This is a genomic window from Xanthobacter sp. DMC12, from assembly GCF_056314105.1.
This window is the reverse complement of sequence record NZ_JBQUYZ010000006.1, coordinates 284,035-299,906: the sequence shown is the minus strand read 5'-3', so window position 1 is coordinate 299,906 and position 15,872 is coordinate 284,035. Positions and strand designations below refer to the sequence as shown.

Annotated in this window: 16 protein-coding genes; 11 read left to right on the top strand and 5 right to left on the bottom strand. The window is 68.2% G+C overall.

Going from position 1 to position 15,872, the window contains the following annotated elements:
- Nucleotides 1–50: 50 nt before the first annotated feature.
- The 7 genes from ACT535_RS21430 to ACT535_RS21400 all read left to right on the top strand — a co-directional run bounded on the left by ACT535_RS21430 (nt 51) and on the right by ACT535_RS21400 (nt 6,636).
- Complete coding sequence (locus ACT535_RS21430) at nt 51–269, top strand: hypothetical protein (RefSeq protein ID WP_476365936.1); 219 nt, start codon at nt 51–53, stop codon at nt 267–269.
- 192 nt (nt 270–461) lie between these two features.
- Nucleotides 462–2,246 carry an allophanate hydrolase gene (gene atzF / locus ACT535_RS21425; protein WP_476365935.1) on the top strand — a complete coding sequence of 595 codons (1,785 nt, stop codon included), beginning with the start codon at nt 462–464 and terminating at the stop codon, nt 2,244–2,246.
- Between the two features lie 117 nt (nt 2,247–2,363).
- Nucleotides 2,364–2,645: a hypothetical protein gene (locus ACT535_RS21420; RefSeq protein WP_476365934.1), complete on the top strand. Its 282-nt coding sequence runs from the start codon at nt 2,364–2,366 to the stop codon at nt 2,643–2,645.
- Nucleotides 2,642–3,382 carry a zinc ABC transporter ATP-binding protein AztA gene (gene aztA, locus ACT535_RS21415; protein ID WP_168456536.1) on the top strand — a complete coding sequence of 247 codons (741 nt, stop codon included), beginning with the start codon at nt 2,642–2,644 and terminating at the stop codon, nt 3,380–3,382. The genes ACT535_RS21420 and aztA overlap by 4 nt, the downstream gene beginning before the upstream one ends.
- 242 nt (nt 3,383–3,624) lie before the next feature.
- Nucleotides 3,625–4,497: a metal ABC transporter permease gene (locus ACT535_RS21410; protein WP_210254256.1), complete on the top strand. Its 873-nt coding sequence runs from the start codon at nt 3,625–3,627 to the stop codon at nt 4,495–4,497.
- An 11-nt stretch (nt 4,498–4,508) separates the two neighbouring features.
- Entirely contained in the window at nt 4,509–5,498 is a 990-nt protein-coding gene (locus tag ACT535_RS21405) for a metal ABC transporter solute-binding protein, Zn/Mn family (RefSeq protein ID WP_476365933.1), read from the top strand.
- Nucleotides 5,499–5,559: 61 nt separating this feature from the next.
- Nucleotides 5,560–6,636: a CobW family GTP-binding protein gene (locus ACT535_RS21400; protein ID WP_476365932.1), complete on the top strand. Its 1,077-nt coding sequence runs from the start codon at nt 5,560–5,562 to the stop codon at nt 6,634–6,636.
- A 109-nt stretch (nt 6,637–6,745) separates the two neighbouring features.
- On the opposite strand, the gene ACT535_RS21395 is transcribed toward ACT535_RS21400, so the two are convergent.
- The gene (locus tag ACT535_RS21395) at nt 6,746–7,561 is read right to left on the bottom strand and encodes a TetR/AcrR family transcriptional regulator (protein ID WP_210254255.1); all 816 of its coding nucleotides are present in this window, start codon (nt 7,559–7,561) and stop codon (nt 6,746–6,748) included.
- Here ACT535_RS21395 and ACT535_RS21390 point away from each other — a divergent pair.
- Both ACT535_RS21390 and ACT535_RS21385 read left to right on the top strand, forming a co-directional pair.
- Entirely contained in the window at nt 7,560–8,753 is a 1,194-nt protein-coding gene (locus tag ACT535_RS21390) for an acyl-CoA dehydrogenase (protein WP_476365931.1), read from the top strand. The genes ACT535_RS21395 and ACT535_RS21390 overlap by 2 nt on opposite strands.
- Before the next feature lie 141 nt (nt 8,754–8,894).
- Nucleotides 8,895–10,082, top strand: coding sequence for a CaiB/BaiF CoA transferase family protein (locus ACT535_RS21385; protein ID WP_476365930.1), 1,188 nt, complete (start codon nt 8,895–8,897; stop codon nt 10,080–10,082).
- Nucleotides 10,083–10,139: 57 nt separating this feature from the next.
- On the opposite strand, the gene ACT535_RS21380 is transcribed toward ACT535_RS21385, so the two are convergent.
- The 4 genes from ACT535_RS21380 to cysS all read right to left on the bottom strand — a co-directional run bounded on the left by ACT535_RS21380 (nt 10,140) and on the right by cysS (nt 14,231).
- The gene (locus ACT535_RS21380; protein WP_476327269.1) at nt 10,140–10,586 is read right to left on the bottom strand and encodes a DoxX family protein; all 447 of its coding nucleotides are present in this window, start codon (nt 10,584–10,586) and stop codon (nt 10,140–10,142) included.
- Nucleotides 10,587–10,747: 161 nt separating this feature from the next.
- Nucleotides 10,748–12,361 carry a citramalate synthase gene (cimA, locus tag ACT535_RS21375; RefSeq protein WP_476365929.1) on the bottom strand — a complete coding sequence of 538 codons (1,614 nt, stop codon included), beginning with the start codon at nt 12,359–12,361 and terminating at the stop codon, nt 10,748–10,750.
- Nucleotides 12,358–12,846, bottom strand: a complete 489-nt coding sequence (locus ACT535_RS21370; RefSeq protein WP_476365928.1) for a GNAT family N-acetyltransferase — start codon at nt 12,844–12,846, stop codon at nt 12,358–12,360. The genes cimA and ACT535_RS21370 overlap by 4 nt, the downstream gene beginning before the upstream one ends.
- Nucleotides 12,843–14,231, bottom strand: coding sequence for a cysteine--tRNA ligase (cysS, locus tag ACT535_RS21365; protein ID WP_476365927.1), 1,389 nt, complete (start codon nt 14,229–14,231; stop codon nt 12,843–12,845). The genes ACT535_RS21370 and cysS overlap by 4 nt, the downstream gene beginning before the upstream one ends.
- A gap of 431 nt (nt 14,232–14,662) precedes the next feature.
- Between cysS and ACT535_RS21360 the strand changes: the two genes are divergently transcribed.
- The gene (locus ACT535_RS21360; RefSeq protein ID WP_476327275.1) at nt 14,663–14,947 is read left to right on the top strand and encodes a hypothetical protein; all 285 of its coding nucleotides are present in this window, start codon (nt 14,663–14,665) and stop codon (nt 14,945–14,947) included.
- 182 nt (nt 14,948–15,129) lie between these two features.
- Entirely contained in the window at nt 15,130–15,858 is a 729-nt protein-coding gene (locus ACT535_RS21355) for a carbonic anhydrase (RefSeq protein WP_168456527.1), read from the top strand.
- Nucleotides 15,859–15,872 lie beyond the last annotated feature (14 nt).

Below are 15,872 nucleotides of genomic sequence, written 5' to 3'. Positions count from 1 at the left end.
CACCGGGGCCGGGGCGTTGAGGGGGCGATATCCACGACAAGGAGAGCCCCATGCAACGCCAGGGCATGCTCATCGCCGCGGCCTTCGTGCTGGTCCTCGCGCTGGTCGCGGCGAACATGTTTTCCAACCGCGGCACGCCCGCGCCGAGCGAGACCGCGCCGGAGAACATCACCGTGCCGCGCGGCAATCCCCCGCCGCTGACCACGGCGCCCGATGCCCCTCCCGGCCGCACGCTCGCGCCGGCGGAGCAGAATGGGACCCGCCCGTGAACGACGCCTAATTTCTAGGCATTGATCCCATTTCCTGCGCCCCGCTGCGGCAAATCCAGCCGCAGCGGGGCGCAGTTCGTTCAAGCCAAATATTTGATAAAAATGCAAATATCAGAAATTGCATACAAGTGGCGCGCTTCCTGCTAGACCCCTGCCATCAGGCGCGTGGAGCGCCGTCCATCAGGGTAGACCATGCAGACCGTCGCCAGCCTCCTCGAAGCCCACAGGTCCGGCCTCCGCTCCGTCTCGGAAACGGTGCGCGGCGTCTATGCCCGGCTTGCGGTGCATGACGACCCGGCCATGTTCATCACCCTGCGCGAAGAAGCCGATGTGCTGGCCGAGGCCGCCGCGCTGGAGGCCGCCGGCAACACGGGGCTGCCGCTCTACGGCATCCCGGTGGCGGTAAAGGACAATATCGACGTTGCCGGCCTCCCGACCACCGCCGCCTGCCCGGCCTTCGCCTATGTGCCGGAGCGCGACGCCACCGCCGTGGCGCGGCTCAAGGCGGCGGGCGCGCTCATCATCGGCAAGACCAATCTCGACCAGTTCGCCACCGGCCTCGTGGGCGTGCGCTCGCCCTATGGCATCCCGCGCAACTCGGTGAACCCGGAACTGGTGCCAGGCGGCTCCTCCTCCGGCTCGGCGGTGGCGGTGGGCGCGGGCATCGTGCCGGTGTCGCTGGGCACCGACACCGCCGGCTCCGGCCGCGTGCCGGCCATGCTGAACAACATCGTGGGCCTCAAGCCCTCCCTCGGTCTCGTGCCCAACACTGGCCTCGTGCCCGCCTGCAAGACGCTGGACTGCATCTCCATCTTCGCCCTGACCGTGGACGATGCCATGGCGGTGTTGAACGTGATCTCCGGCTTCGACGCGGAGGATGCCTATTCCCGCGACCTGCCCGTCGCCCCGCTCGCGGCCGCGCCTCCTGCGCCCGTGCTCGGCATCCTGCCGCCGGCGCAGCGGGAGTTCTTCGGTGATGCCGAGTCGGCCGCGGCCTATGAGGAGGCTCTGGCACGGTTCGCGTCGATGGGCGCGGTGCTGAAGGAGATCGATTTCTCCGCCTTCGCCGAGACGGCGCGCCTGCTCTATGAAGGGCCGTGGGTGGCCGAGCGCTGGATCGTCGCCGAGCCCCTGCTCACCACCGATCCCGATGCCGTGCATCCGGTGACGCGCGCCATCACCGAGCCCGGCGGCAAGGCGAGCGCGGCGGATGCCTTCCGCGCCATTTACAAGCTGAAGGAATTGCGCGCCCGCGTGGCGCCCATCCTCGCCGGCATCGATGGCCTGCTGTTGCCCACCGCGCCCTCCGCCTACACGGTGGAGGAGGTTCTGGCGGACCCCATCCGCCTCAATTCGCGCAATGGCACCTACACCAATTTCGTCAACCTGATGGACCTGTGCGGCATCGCCGTGCCGACCAAGATCACCGCTGGCGGCGTGCCCTATGGCGTCACCCTCCTCGCGCCCGCCGGGAAGGATGCTGAGATGGCGGCGCTGGGCCGGGCCTTCGTGGCGGCGGGCACCCTGCCGCTGGGCTGCGGCCATGCGCCGGCGCCCGCCCTTCCGCCGCTTGCGCCGGCGCAGGAGCCGGGTCGGCTCGATGTCTGCGTGTTCGGCGCCCATCTCTCCGGCATGCCGCTCAATGGCGACCTCAAGGCCATGGGCGGACGCTTCGTGCGCGCCGCCAAGACGGTGCCGTCCTATCGCATGAAGCTCCTCCCCGGCGCCCTGCCCCGCCCCGGCGTGGTGCGGGTCAATGCGGACGGCGCGGCGGTGGAGGGCGAGGTATGGTCCATGCCGTTCGAGGGCGTCGGCCGCTTGCTGGCCACCATCCCGTCGCCGCTGGGCCTCGGGCAGGTGGAACTGGACGACGGCACCCGCGTCACCGGCTTCCTCGCCGAGGCGGCGGCGCTCGACGGGGCACGCGACATCACCGCGTTCGGCAGCTTCCGGGCGTTCACCACAGCGGCCGAATGAGCCACCCGACTGACTGAAGGGAACCGCACAAAAGCGTGCGGAGGGGCCTCGACGGGCTGGACAAGGCTGAGCGATACACTGTATCAACTAGCCATCGAAACCAGCCCGCCGGGTCCCATGTCCCTGTCCCTCTCCCCCTCCGCAGCGACGCCGCCGGCCACCGGCCGGCAGGACCGCGCCGCGCCCCTGGGCGCCGCCGGGGCCGCGGGGGAACACGAGCATGGCGACCACGGGCACGGGTATCATGCCCATGCCGCCGCTCCAGCCGGCCGCCGCCCACCCGTGCGCATCAGTGCTTCGGTACTGCGCATGTCCCTCGGTGGGCGTCTCGCGCTGGTGTCCGTGCTGCTCCTCATCCTGTGGGGCGCGGTGGCCCTGGTGACGGGAGGCGGCGCATGACCGTGCAGATTTCCTTCCGCAACCTGACCCTCGGCTATGAGCGCCACCCGGCCGTCCACCACCTGTCCGGCGACGTGGAGAAGGGCGCGCTGCTCGCCATCTGCGGCGCCAACGGCGCCGGCAAGTCCACCCTCCTCAAGGGCATCGGCGGCGCGCTGAAGCCGCTCGGCGGCACCATCGACCGCCATGGCCTCGACCCGCGCGAGATCGCCTACCTTCCGCAGGGCGCCGAGATCGACCGCAGCTTTCCCATCCATGTCTATGACATGGTGTCCATGGGCCTGTGGCGGCGCGCCGGCCTGTTCGGCGGCATCGGCCGAGCCGATCGCGCGAAGATCGAGCACGCCATCGCTGCCGTCGGCCTCGAAGGGTTCGAGAACCGCCCCATCGGCACCCTCTCCGGCGGGCAGATGCAGCGCACCCTGTTCGCCCGCCTGCTGCTGCAGGACGCCCGCGTGATCCTGCTCGACGAGCCGTTCACCGCCCTCGACGCCAAGACGGTGTCGGACCTCGTGGACCTCGTTCGCCGCTGGCATGGCGAGAAGCGCACCGTGATCGCGGTGCTGCATGATTTCGACCTGGTGCGCGCGACCTTCCCGCAGACGCTCCTCCTCGCCCGCACGCCGGTCGCCTGGGGGCCGACGGCGGAAGCGCTCGGCCCCGAGAACCTGCTCAAGGCCCGCCGCATGGGCGAAGCGTGGCGGGACGACGCCATCCCCTGCCCCGACGCAGCCTGACCAAACATTCACCGACCGGCCCCGCGCCGGTCTGATCCTGACCACGCATTCACGACCGGCTGACGCCGGTCTTCTGGACGCACCATCGCTGCTCTTGCGCTTGGCCGGGGACCACGGGCCCCGGCCAAGGCCGGTCCGGTTCCTCCAACCCACCGGATCGGCTCCCCGGCCAAGCGCAAGGGCAGGACGATGACAAATCCGGCCGGCCGCCCACGCGCGGCACCGGCGCCCGGGATTGATCGATGAACATCTATGACACCCTCATTTCTCCCTTCGTGGAGTTCGAGTTCATGCGTCGCGCCCTCGCCGGCGTGTTCGCGCTGTCGCTCGGCGCGGGGCCGGTGGGCGCCTTCCTGATGCTGCGGCGCATGTCGCTGACGGGCGACGCCATGGCCCACGCCATCCTGCCCGGCGCGGCCATCGGCTTCCTGTTCGCCGGGCTCAACCTCTACGCCATGACGGCCGGCGGCCTCGCGGCCGGCCTTCTGGTGGCGGTGGGCGCGGGTGTGGTGGCGCGGGCGACGGGGATGAAGGAGGACGCCTCCCTCGCGGCCTTCTATCTCATCTCGCTGGCGCTGGGCGTGCTCATCGTCTCGCTGCGCGGCTCCAATGTGGACCTGCTGCATGTCCTGTTCGGCACCGTGCTGGGCATCGACGACGCGACGCTGATGCTGATCGCCGGCATCACCACCGTCACGCTCCTCACCCTCGCCGTGGTGTGGCGGCCGCTGGTGCTGGAATGCGTGGACCCGACCTTCCTCGCCTCGGTGAGCCGCAGCGGCGGGGTCAGCCACATCGCCTTCCTGTCGCTGGTGGTGCTGAACCTCGTGGGCGGCTTCCATGCGCTGGGCACGCTGCTCGCGGTGGGGCTGATGATGCTGCCGGCAGCCACCGCCCGCTTCTTCGTGCGGGACCTCACCGCCCTCGTCACCACCTCGACGCTGATCGCCTTCGCGTCCGGCGTCGCGGGGCTGCTCGTGTCCTACCACCTCGGCACGCCGTCCGGCCCGTCCATCATCCTGGTCGCCGGGCTGGCCTATGCGTTCGCCGTCATCTTCGGGCCGATCGGCGGGCTTGCCGGCCGCTTCGTCCCGCGCCGTCACCTTGAAGCCTGAAGAGGACTTTCATGATCTCCCGACGTCTCCTCCTCGCCGCCGGCGTTGCCGGCTCCCTGGCCGCCGGCCTCACCCTGCCGCTCGCCGGCCCGGCCCTCGCGCAGGCGCCTGCCCAGAAGATGCCCGTGGTGGCCTCCTTCTCCATCCTCGGCGATTTCGTGAAGCAGGTGGGCGGCGACCGCGTGGCCGTCACCACCATCGTCGGCACCAACGGCGATGCCCACGTCTACCAGCCCACCCCGGCCGACGCGAAGGCGGTGGCGGCGGCCAAGGTGGTGTTCGTGAACGGCCTCGGCTTCGAGGGCTGGATGGACCGCCTCATCAAGGCCTCCGGCACCAAGGCGCCGATCGTCGTCGCCACCAAGGGCATCACGCCCCGCGTCCGCACCGCCACCGAGCCGCAGGACGACGACGAGAAGGACGCCGGCCACGGCAAAAAGGGCAAGGAGGCCCATGCCGGTCATGACCACGGCCCCATCGATCCTCACGCCTGGCAGTCCATCGCCAACGCCAAGATCTACGTGGCCAACGTGCGCGACGGCCTGATCGCCGCCGATCCGGACGGCCGCGACGTGTACACCGCCAACGCCGCCGCCTACACCGCGAAGCTGGATGCGCTGGAGACGGAAGTGAAGTCCGCCCTCGCCAAGATCCCGGCCGAGCAGCGTCGCATCATCACCTCCCACGACGCCTTCGGCTATTTCGGCGAGGCCTATGGCCTGGTGCTCGTCGCCCCCGAGGGTGTCTCGACCGAGAGCGAGGCCTCGGCCAAGGACGTGGGCCGCATCATCCGCCAGATCAAGGCGCAGAAGATCCCGGCCGTGTTCGTCGAGAACGTCACCGACCCGCGCCTCATCCAGCGCATCGCCAAGGAAAGCGGCGCCAAGGTGGGCGGAACGCTCTATTCCGACGCCCTGTCCGATGACAAAGGCCCCGCGAGCACCTACATCGACATGATGCACTCCAACGTGCGCGAACTCTCGTCCGCTCTGTCGAGCTGAGAGGCGCCCGTTTCCTTCCGGCGGCCGCCTCGCGCGGCCGCCGCCGTACCAAGGTGAAGCCATGGCTGAAACGCAGGCCGAGAAGATCCCCGTCACCGTGCTGACCGGCTACCTGGGCGCCGGCAAGACCACGCTGCTCAACCGCATCCTGTCGCAGCCGCACGGCAAGAAATTCGCCGTCATCGTCAACGAGTTCGGCGAGATCGGTATCGACAACGACCTCGTGGTGGGCGCCGACGAGGAAGTGTTCGAGATGAACAACGGGTGCATCTGCTGCACCGTGCGCGGCGACCTCATCCGCATCATCGACGGCCTGCTGCGCCGCAAGGGCGGCTTCGACGGCATCATCGTCGAGACCACCGGCCTCGCCGACCCCGCCCCCGTGGCCCAGACCTTCTTCGTGGACGAGGAAGTGCAGGCCAAGACCAAGCTCGATGCGGTGGTCACGGTGGCCGATGCGAAGTGGCTCTCCGACCGCCTGAAGGACGCCCCCGAGGCGAAGAATCAGGTGGCCTTCGCCGACGTGATCCTCCTCAACAAGACCGACCTCGTGACCGGCCCGGAACTGGACGCGGTGGAAGCCCGCATCCGCGGCATCAACCCCTATGCCAAGCTCTACCGCACCCAGAAGTCCGAGATCGACATCGCCAAGGTGCTGAACCAGGGCGCCTTCGACCTGGAGCGCGTGCTGGAGCTGGAGCCCGCCTTCCTCGAGGAGGACGAGCACCATCACCACCACCACGCCCATGGCGAGGCCTGCGGACCCGACTGCGGTCATGATCACGGCCACGACCACGATCATGACCATGACCACCATCACGGGTTGAAGGCGGTGCATGACGAGGAGATCCAGTCGGTCTCCTTCTCCACCGACAAGCCGCTGGACCCGGACAAGTTCTTCCCCTGGGTGCAGAACATCGTTCAGGTCGAGGGGCCGAACATCCTGCGCTCCAAGGGCATCCTGTCGTTCAAGGACGACCCCGACCGCTTCGTGTTCCAGGGCGTCCACATGATCCTCGACGGCGATCACCAGCGCCCGTGGAAGGCCGACGAGAAGCGGCTGAGCCGCATCGTCTTCATCGGCCGCCAATTGAAGCGCGACCTGCTTGAAGAGGGCTTCCTCGCCTGCGTTGCGTGAGGTCTGGCGGAACGAGGGCGCTGTCGTCCCCACGCCGCCCTCCCTGTCCCAACCGTCGCCCTCCGGCTCGACCGGAGGGCGGATCAACGAAAGACCGCCGTCCTCTCCCTCAGGCCACCAGCCCGCGCACCAGCAGGTCGTGATACTCCAGCGCGACCTCTTCCGCCGACTTGTCGCCGCCGGGCTTGAACCAGCGCACCATCCAGCTCAAGAGCGAGAGCACCGCGCGCCCGGTCATGGCCGCGCCGACCTCCCGGAACGAACCGTCCGCCACGCCATCCGCGATGATCCGGCGCAAGAGGCCCTCATGGGCGTCGCGCAGCGCGAGGGCATCGTCCTTCAGCCCGGTGTTGGCCATGCCGGAGAAGCCCACGAGCATGGTGACGAAGCAATCGTAATTGTCGGCAAGGAAGCGGGCGTGGGCGACCATGAACTGCTTCAGCTGCTCGGCCGGCGGGTCCTCCCGCCGCACCGCGGCGGATGACGCATCGTTGAGGCCGGACAGCGTGAAGATGATGATGGCGTCGTAGATCTCCTGCTTCGAGGAGAAATAGTTATAGATGGCGCCCTTGGAGTAATTGAGCGACCGCGCGACCTCGCTGAGCGACGACTCCACATAGCCCTTCTGCGCGAACATCTGCGCCGCCTGCCGCAGGATTTCCGCGCGCGGGTCGCTCATCATGGGCGGACGGCCGAGGCGCGTGCCATCGCCCTCCGCCGCGACGCGCAGCGCCGCCGACTTCGGCGGACGGCCGCGCCGCCGGGCGGGGGCCGGGCGGGCCGGCGCATCCTGTTCGTGGTCGCCTCGATCCTGCAGCGTCGTGCTCCTTGACGATTGGCTTTTATTTATATACCGACTGGTAGGAATGTAAATGCCCGCCGCCACCCGGCGGGCCAGCGAGCGAGAGAGCGGGAGACGCACCATGGCCGCATCCGGTAAGCCGACCTTCGACTGGGCCGACCCCTTCGATCTCAACAGCCAGCTCACCGAGGACGAGCGGCTGGTGCGCGACACCGCCCGCGACTATGCGCAGGAAAAGCTGCTGCCGCGCGTGACCTCCGCCTATCTCGACGAGCGGTTCGACCGCGAAATCATGAACGAGATGGGCGAGCTCGGCCTGCTCGGCCCCACCATCCCGGCGGAATACGGCGGCGCCGGCCTCGGCTACGTGGCCTACGGCCTCGCCGCGCGCGAGGTGGAGCGGGTGGATAGTGGCTACCGCTCGGCCATGAGCGTGCAGTCCTCCCTCGTCATGCACCCCATCTACGCCTACGGCACCGAGGAGCAGCGCAAGAAGTACCTGCCCAAGCTCGCCACCGGCGAGTGGGTCGGCTGCTTCGGCCTGACCGAGCCGGACGCCGGCTCCGACCCCGCCGGCATGCGCACCCGCGCCGAGAAGATCGACGGCGGCTATCGCCTCAACGGCGCGAAGATGTGGATCACCAATTCGCCCATCGCCGACCTCGCGGTGGTGTGGGCGAAGTCCGCGGCGCACGACAATGCCATCAAGGGCTTCGTCGTGGAGCGCGGCATGAAGGGCTTCTCCACCCCCAAGATCGAGGGCAAGCTCTCGCTGCGCGCCTCCATCACCGGCGAGGTGGTGCTGGAAGACGTGGAGATTCCGGAAGAGAACCTCCTGCCCAACGCCGCCGGCTTGCCCGGCCCCTTCGGCTGCCTCAACCGTGCCCGCTACGGCATCGGCTGGGGCGCCATGGGTGCAGCGGAGGCCTGTTATGCGGCCGCGCGCCAGTACACGCTGGACCGCAAGCAGTTCGGCAAGCCCCTCGCCGCCACCCAGCTGGTGCAGAAGAAGCTGGCGGACATGGCCACCGAGATCGCGCTGGGCCTCCAGCTCGCGCTGCGCGCCGGGCGGATGTTCGATGAGGGCACGCTGCCCATCGAAGCCATCTCCTTCCTCAAGCGCAACAATTGCGGCAAGGCGCTGGATATCGCGCGGGTCGCCCGCGACATGCACGGCGGCAACGGCATCTCGGCCGAATTCCACGTCATCCGCCACGCGGCGAACCTCGAGACGGTGAACACCTACGAGGGCACCCACGACATCCACGCGCTGATCCTCGGCCGCGCGATCACCGGGATCCAGGCGTTCTTTTGATTGTCTCCCTCTCCCCTTGCGGGAGAGGGTGGATCGCGGCAAAGCCGCGAGACGGGTGAGGGGTTGAAGCCGCCCCCCTCACCCCCAGCCCCTCTCCCGCAAGGGGAGAGGGGAGCCAAAGCCGCCAAGCGAGTCTCCCCCATGACCTCCCCTGCCTCCCCTCCCCTCGCCGGCCTCCGCGTCCTCGAACTCGCCCGCATCCTTGCCGGGCCATGGTGTGGGCAGCTGCTCGCCGATCTCGGGGCGGAGGTCATCAAGGTGGAGCGGCCGGGCGGCGGGGACGATACCCGCACCTGGGGCCCGCCCTTCCTGAAAGGCGCGGACGGGGCCGACCTCGGCGCCGCCTATTTCCATGCGACCAATCGCGGCAAGCGCTCGGTGGCGGTGGATTTCGAGACGGAAGAGGGCCAGCAGATCATCCGTAATCTCGCCCGGCAAAGCGATGTGCTCATCGAGAACTTCAAGGTCGGCGGGCTGAAGAAATACGGGCTCGACTATGAGAGCCTCAGAAAAGAAAACCCCCGCCTCGTCTATTGCTCCGTTACCGGCTTCGGCCAGGACGGCCCCTATGCGCCGCGCGCGGGCTATGACTTCCTGGTGCAGGGCATGGGCGGCATCATGGACCTCACCGGCGCGCCGGATGGCGAGCCGCAGAAGGTGGGCGTCGCCTTCGCCGACATCTTCACCGGCCTCTATGCCACCGTGGGCATTCTCGCGGCGCTGCGGCGGCGGGACGAGACCGGCACGGGCGGGCATGTGGACATGGCGCTGCTCGACACGCAGGTGGGCGTGCTCGCCAACCAGGCCATGAACTACCTCACCTCCGGCAAGGCGCCGAAGCGCATGGGCAATGCCCATCCCAACATCGTGCCCTATCAGGTCTTCCCCTGCGCGGACGGCTATTTCATCGCCGCCATCGGCAATGACGGCCAGTTCGCCCGCTTCTGCGCCGTGCTCGGCGCGCCGGAGCTGGCGCAGGCGGCCGACTACGCCACCAATCCCGCCCGCGTCGCCAACCGCGCCGTGCTGGTGCCGAAGCTCACGGCGCTGACCATGGCCTTCGCCCGCGACGATCTCCTCGCGGCGCTGGAGGCGAAGGGCGTTCCGGCGGGGCCGATCAACACCGTCTCGCAGGTGTTCGAGGACCCGCAGGTGAAGGCGCGCGGCCTGCGCGTGGACCTGGCGGAGGCCGGCGGCGGAACCATTCCGGCCGTGGCCAGCCCCATCGTGCTCGACGGCGTGCGGCAGGTGGCGAAAAGCGCGAGCCCGCGGCTCGGTGCAGATACGGAAAAGGTGCTCGCGGCGCTGAAAGCGCTGGCGCAGGGCTGAAAAGAAAAGGCCGGGCATTCGCTGCCCGGCCCTTCTGCATTTCGCCTCGCGAGCCTGTCAGGCCGCCACCGCCTTTGTATGGTTCAGCGGCAATTCGAAGAGGCCGAAGACGCTGGGATTGCGCTTCCAGGCATCGAGCGCGACCGCCAGCGAGGCGATGGCCCAGAACACCAGATATTCGATGCCGTGCCCGGCCCAGTACCAGCCGAGGCCATGGACCGCCACGGTGGCATAGGCGGCGACCGCCATCACCCCCGCCGAGATAATGCCCACATATTTCGTGAACAGCCCGAAGGTGAGGCCGATTCCGCAAACCAGCTCCATCGTGATGGAAAGCACCACGAAGGCTTCCGGCGGCGTAAGGCCCGCCTTGGAAAAGAATCCAACGGCCCCCGAGAAACCGATGATCTTGGAAATGGCGTGGGGGAAGTAGAAGAGCCCGCACAGGATCCGCGTTATCACCATCGGATCGGAGACATCGAAGCGGGATTGAACGTTGGACATGACCAAGCTCCCGATATGCGCAGGCCCTGAATGCCTGCAAGCTCGCAATCAAGCTTGGACGAAAGCTTAGGCCCGGTAGCCGGGTAGACATTGATTTCAGACAATCTCCCCGCGCGCTGCTGCAAACCGCGCTTGCAGCAGCGCATGGGAGAGCGCGCGAGTCAGGCTGGCGCGCCTTCCTTCAAGAGCTTCCAGGTGATGGAATCGAGCAGCGCCTCGAAGGAGGCGTCGATGATGTTGGGGGAGACGCCCACCGTGGTCCAGCGATCGCCGGTCTCGTCCGCACTCTCGATGAGCACCCGCGTCACCGCCTCCGTGCCGCCGTTCAGCACGCGCACGCGGTAGTCGGTGAGGTGAAGGCCGGAAATGAACGGCTGGTACTTGCCGAGGTCCTTGCGCAGGGCCACGTCTAGCGCGTTCACCGGGCCGTTGCCCTCGGCGGCGGAGATGAGGGTCTCGTCGTCCACCTTCACCTTCACGATGGCCTCGGCCACGGTGACAAGCTCGCCCTGCGCGTTGTAGCGGCGCTCCACGTTCACCTTGAAGCGCTCGACGGAAAAGAAGTCCGGCACCGAGCCCAGCATCCGCCGCGCCAGCAGGGCGAAGGAAGCGTCCGCCGCCTCGTAGGAATAGCCCAGCGCCTCACGCTCCTTCACCACCTCCAGCAGCCGGGAGATGCGGGGGTCCTTCTTGTCCACCGGCACGCCAAGGCGTTCCAACTCGGACAGCACGTTGGAGCGGCCCGCCTGGTCGGAGACCATCACCCGGCGACGGTTGCCCACCTTCTCCGGCGCGACATGCTCGTAGGTGGCGGGGTCCTTCAGGATGGCCGAGGCATGGATACCGGCCTTGGTGGCGAAGGCGCTCTCGCCCACATAGGGCGCGTGCCGGTCCGGGGCGCGGTTCAGCATCTCGTCCAGCGTGCGGGAGACGTGGACCAGCTCGCCCAGCGCCTCTTGGCCGACGCCGATGTCGAAGCGCTCGGCGAAGTCCTTTTTCAGCAGCAGGGTGGGGATGAGCGAGCAGAGATTGGCATTGCCGCAGCGCTCGCCGAGGCCGTTCAGCGTGCCCTGGATCTGCCGCGCGCCGGCCCGCACGGCGGCCAGCGAATTCGCCACCGCCTGCTCGGTGTCGTTATGGGCATGGATGCCGACATTGGTGCCCGGCACCACTTTCACCACCTCGGCGACGATGGCCTCCACCTCGTGGGGCAGTGTGCCGCCGTTGGTGTCGCACAGCACCACCCAGCGCGCGCCGGCCTCATAGGCGGTGCGGGCGCAGGCGAGGGCAAAGTCGCGGTCTTCCTTGAAGCCGTCGAAGAAATGCTCGCAATCCACCAGCGCCTCGCGCCCGGCACCAATCGCCGCCTCGACGCTCTCGCGGATGGAGGCGAGGTTCTCCTCCTTGGTGGTCTCCAGCGCCACCCGCACCTGATAGGCGGAGGATTTCGCGACGAAGCAGATGGCATCGGACTGCGCCGCCAGCAGCGCCGTCACGCCGGGATCGTTGGACGCCGAGCGCCCGGGGCGCTTGGTCATGCCGAAGGCGGTGAGGCGCGCCTTCGCCTCATGCTTCTCCGCGAACAGCTGCGTGTCGGTGGGATTGGCGCCGGGATAGCCGGCCTCCACATAGTCCACGCCCAGCCGGTCCAGCAGGGAGAGCACGCGCAGCTTGTCGGCCACGGTGAAATCGACGCCATTGGTCTGCGCTCCGTCGCGCAGGGTGGTGTCGAAGAGATAGAGGCGTTCACGCCCCTCGGCGGCTGATGCCGTCATTGCCCGGCCCCCTCCCCCAGCGTCTTCGTCATCGCCGTGTTGGCGAGCCAGGTGTCGGCCAACGGCACCATGTTGCGGCGCTGGGGTTCGTAGCCGCGCTTCTGGAAGAAGCCGAGCGCGGTGTCGCTGGCATCCACCGTGAGCTTGCGGGTGCCGCGCGCCTTGGCCAGCGTCTCGGCGGCATCGCACAGGGCCTTGGCGACGCCAGTGCCGACGGCGTCGGGCGCCACGTAGAGCATGTCGATGTGGGCATTGTCCTTGAGCGAGACGAACCCGGCCACGTCCTTGCCGCGCAGCGCCACCAAGGTGAGGCTCGCGGCGAGGCGGGCGGCGAAGGCCTCGGCGTCGTCAGCCCTGGCGGCCCACGCCTCCTGTTGCTCGCTGTCGTAATCCTCGCCGGTCAGTTCGGCGATGGAGGCGCGGAACAGGTCGGCCAGCGCCGGCGCATCGGCGGGGAGGTAGGGGCGCAAAGCGATGGCGCTCATCGCGACACCTCCCAGCTGGTGGTCCCATCCTTGTTGTCCATCAGCACGATGCCCTTGGCGGCCAGCTCCTCGCGGATCTGGTCGGCGCGCTTGAAGTCCTTCGCCTTGCGGGCGGCGAGCCGCTCGGCGATGAGGCCGGAGATGACCCCTTCATCCAGCGCAATGGCCTCCTTCTGCCGCGCGCGCCACCCGGTTTCGGTATCGCCGAGCAGGCCGAGGAGATTGGCCGCGCCCTTGAAGCGGCGGCGGAGCGCGGAGGACGTGTCCTCATGCTCGGCCACCTCGGCGAGGTGGTGCAGGTGGGCGATGACGGAGGGGGTGTTGAGGTCGTCGGCGAGGCGGTCGGCGATCTCCGTCTCGAACGGGTTGCCTTCGCCCGTCTCCGCCTCCACGTCGCCGATGACGCGATACCACTTGTCCAGCGTCTTGGCGGCAAAGCCGAGGCCCTGGCGGGTCCAGTTGATGGGCTGGCGGTAATGGGTGGAGAGCATGGCGAGGCGCAGCACCTCGCCGGGCCACTCGTCCAAAAGCTCGCGGATGGTGACGAAGTTGCCGAGCGACTTCGACATCTTCTCGCCTTCCAGCATCAGGAAGCCGTTGTGCATCCAGGTCTGCGCCATCACCCCCGAATGGAAGGCGCAGCGCGACTGGGCGATCTCGTTCTCGTGGTGCGGGAAGACGAGATCGATGCCGCCGCCGTGGATGTCGAAGGTCTCGCCCAGGTGCTTCCAGCTCATGGCCGAGCACTCGATGTGCCAGCCGGGGCGACCGGGGGTGGCGATGCCGCAGGGCGAGGGCCAGCCGGGCACGCCCTCGGCGCTCGGCTTCCACAGCACGAAGTCCATGGCGTCGCGCTTGTAGGGGGCGACGTCCACGCGGGCGCCGGCCATCATCTCATCCAGCGAGCGACGGGAGAGGCGGCCGTAATCCGGCATGGAGGGCACGTGGAACAGCACGTGCTCCTCCGCCACATAGGCGTGGCCCGAGGCGACGAGCCGCTCGATGAGCACGCGCATCTCCTCGATATGCTCGGTGGCGCGCGGCTCCACGGTGGGCGGCAGGCAGTTCAGCGCCGCCGTGTCCTCGCGGAACCACCGGTAGGTCTCTTCGGTGAGATCGCGGATGGAGATGGAGCGGTCGGCGGCGCGGGCGTTGATCTTGTCGTCCACGTCCGTGATGTTGCGGACGTATTTGACATGGCCTTCACCATAGAGACGCCGCAGCAGGCGGAACAGCACGTCGAAGACGATGACCGGGCGCGCATTGCCGATATGGGCGTGGTCGTAGACCGTCGGCCCGCACACGTACATGCGCACGTTCAAGGGATCGAGCGGACGCAGGAGGTCCTTCGAGCGGGTCAGCGTATTGTAGAGCCTGAGCTCCATGGATCGTTCCCCCGAATGGCGCACAAGCGCCAAGCCGGTCCACCGGCCGGGGCGTCCAGATCCTTGTCTAACGAGATGAGCAAAGGACGGCCGCGGCCAGCTTTTCGGCTAACCGCAAATAATCGCCGCGATGGCGCAGATGGTGATGAAACCGCCGTTCATGGCGCGGGACAATGGTTCGGGCGCGGGCGCTCGTCAAGATGTTTCACGCCGTCCGGCAAAGCTCCGCACCTCCGGATATCGTTATCTTCCCCAGCTTGACCTGCCCCTTCGTGAGCGTCTATCCCCGGATCAGTTGCGCCGGGCGGGGGTCGGGGCGCATCCGATGATCCCGCCCGTGACCCGAAAGCGCACTGCCGCGTTCGGGACGCGCCTGCCGAAGAGGTGCCAACCTGTCCATACCGCTGATCCGAACCCTCGCCGCCGTCGCCGTGGCGAGCCTGTCGCTGATGGCGCCGGCCATGGCGGAGACGCGCATCTTTCTCATCGACAATTCCGACGGGTCCAGCATCGATTCCTGCCTCGCCTCCGGCGCGCCCTGCGGGCAGAAGGTGGCGGAAGCCTGGTGCCGGTCGCGCGCCTACAGCCAGGTCATCGATTTCGGCCGCGTGGCGGCGCCCGCCTCCGCGTTCACCCCCTCGAGCGTCGCCTCCCCCGCCGTGACCTGCACCGGCCCGCTATGCCCGGAGACGGTGGCCATCACCTGCTCGCGGTAGCGGGGACGATCGGACCGGCAGAGAAATCGCATTTTATAGAAAAGCTTCAGGTCCGCGTTTTGTGATCGCGGTATTTCAGTCTTCCGCGCCGGATCGGCTATGTTCAGCCCCGGCCTGCCCCAGCGACATGCTTCGGGCGGGTCCAACAGGCCTGAAACACAGTGACCGGGAGAGGATCGCCCATGTGCGAGACGTGCTCATCACCATCCATCGGACGCCGACGCCTGCTTGCCGGCGGACTGGCGGGCGGACTGGCCCTTGCGGCCGCGCCGCTCTTCGCCGCCTCCGCCTTCGCCCAGTCGGGCGGCTATGGCACCGCCGCACCGGTGAACCCCGATGAGGCCTTGAAGCGCCTCGTGGACGGCAATGCCCGTTACGTCGCCGGCACACAGCAGAATGCCGACTATTCCGCCGGCCGCCTGAAGCGCGCCACGGGACAGCAGCCGTTCGCCGCCATCGTCGCCTGCTCGGATTCGCGCGTGGTGCCTGAACTGGTGTTCGACCAGGGGCCCGGCGAACTGTTCATCGTTCGAGTGGCCGGCAACTTCATCGATGAAAACGGGCTGGCGAGCCTCGAATTCGCCACCGCCGTGCTTGGCGTGAAGCTCATCCTCGTGCTCGGCCACGCCTCGTGCGGCGCGGTGCAGGCGACGATCACGTCCATCAAGGACAACACTTTGCCGCCCGGCCACCTGCCGAGCCTCGTCAACGCCATACGCCCGGCGGTCTACGAGGCCATGCGGAGCAACCCGCCCGACCTTCTCGCCGCCGCCAGCGACATGAACGTGAAGATGAATGCCAAGCTGGCGCAGACCGCGACGCCGATCCTGTCGGAGCGGGCGGCGGCCGGTCAGCTCAAGTCGGCGAGCGCCATGTACGATATCGGCACCGGCAAGGTGACGTTCCTCTGAGCCCTGCGCCGCGC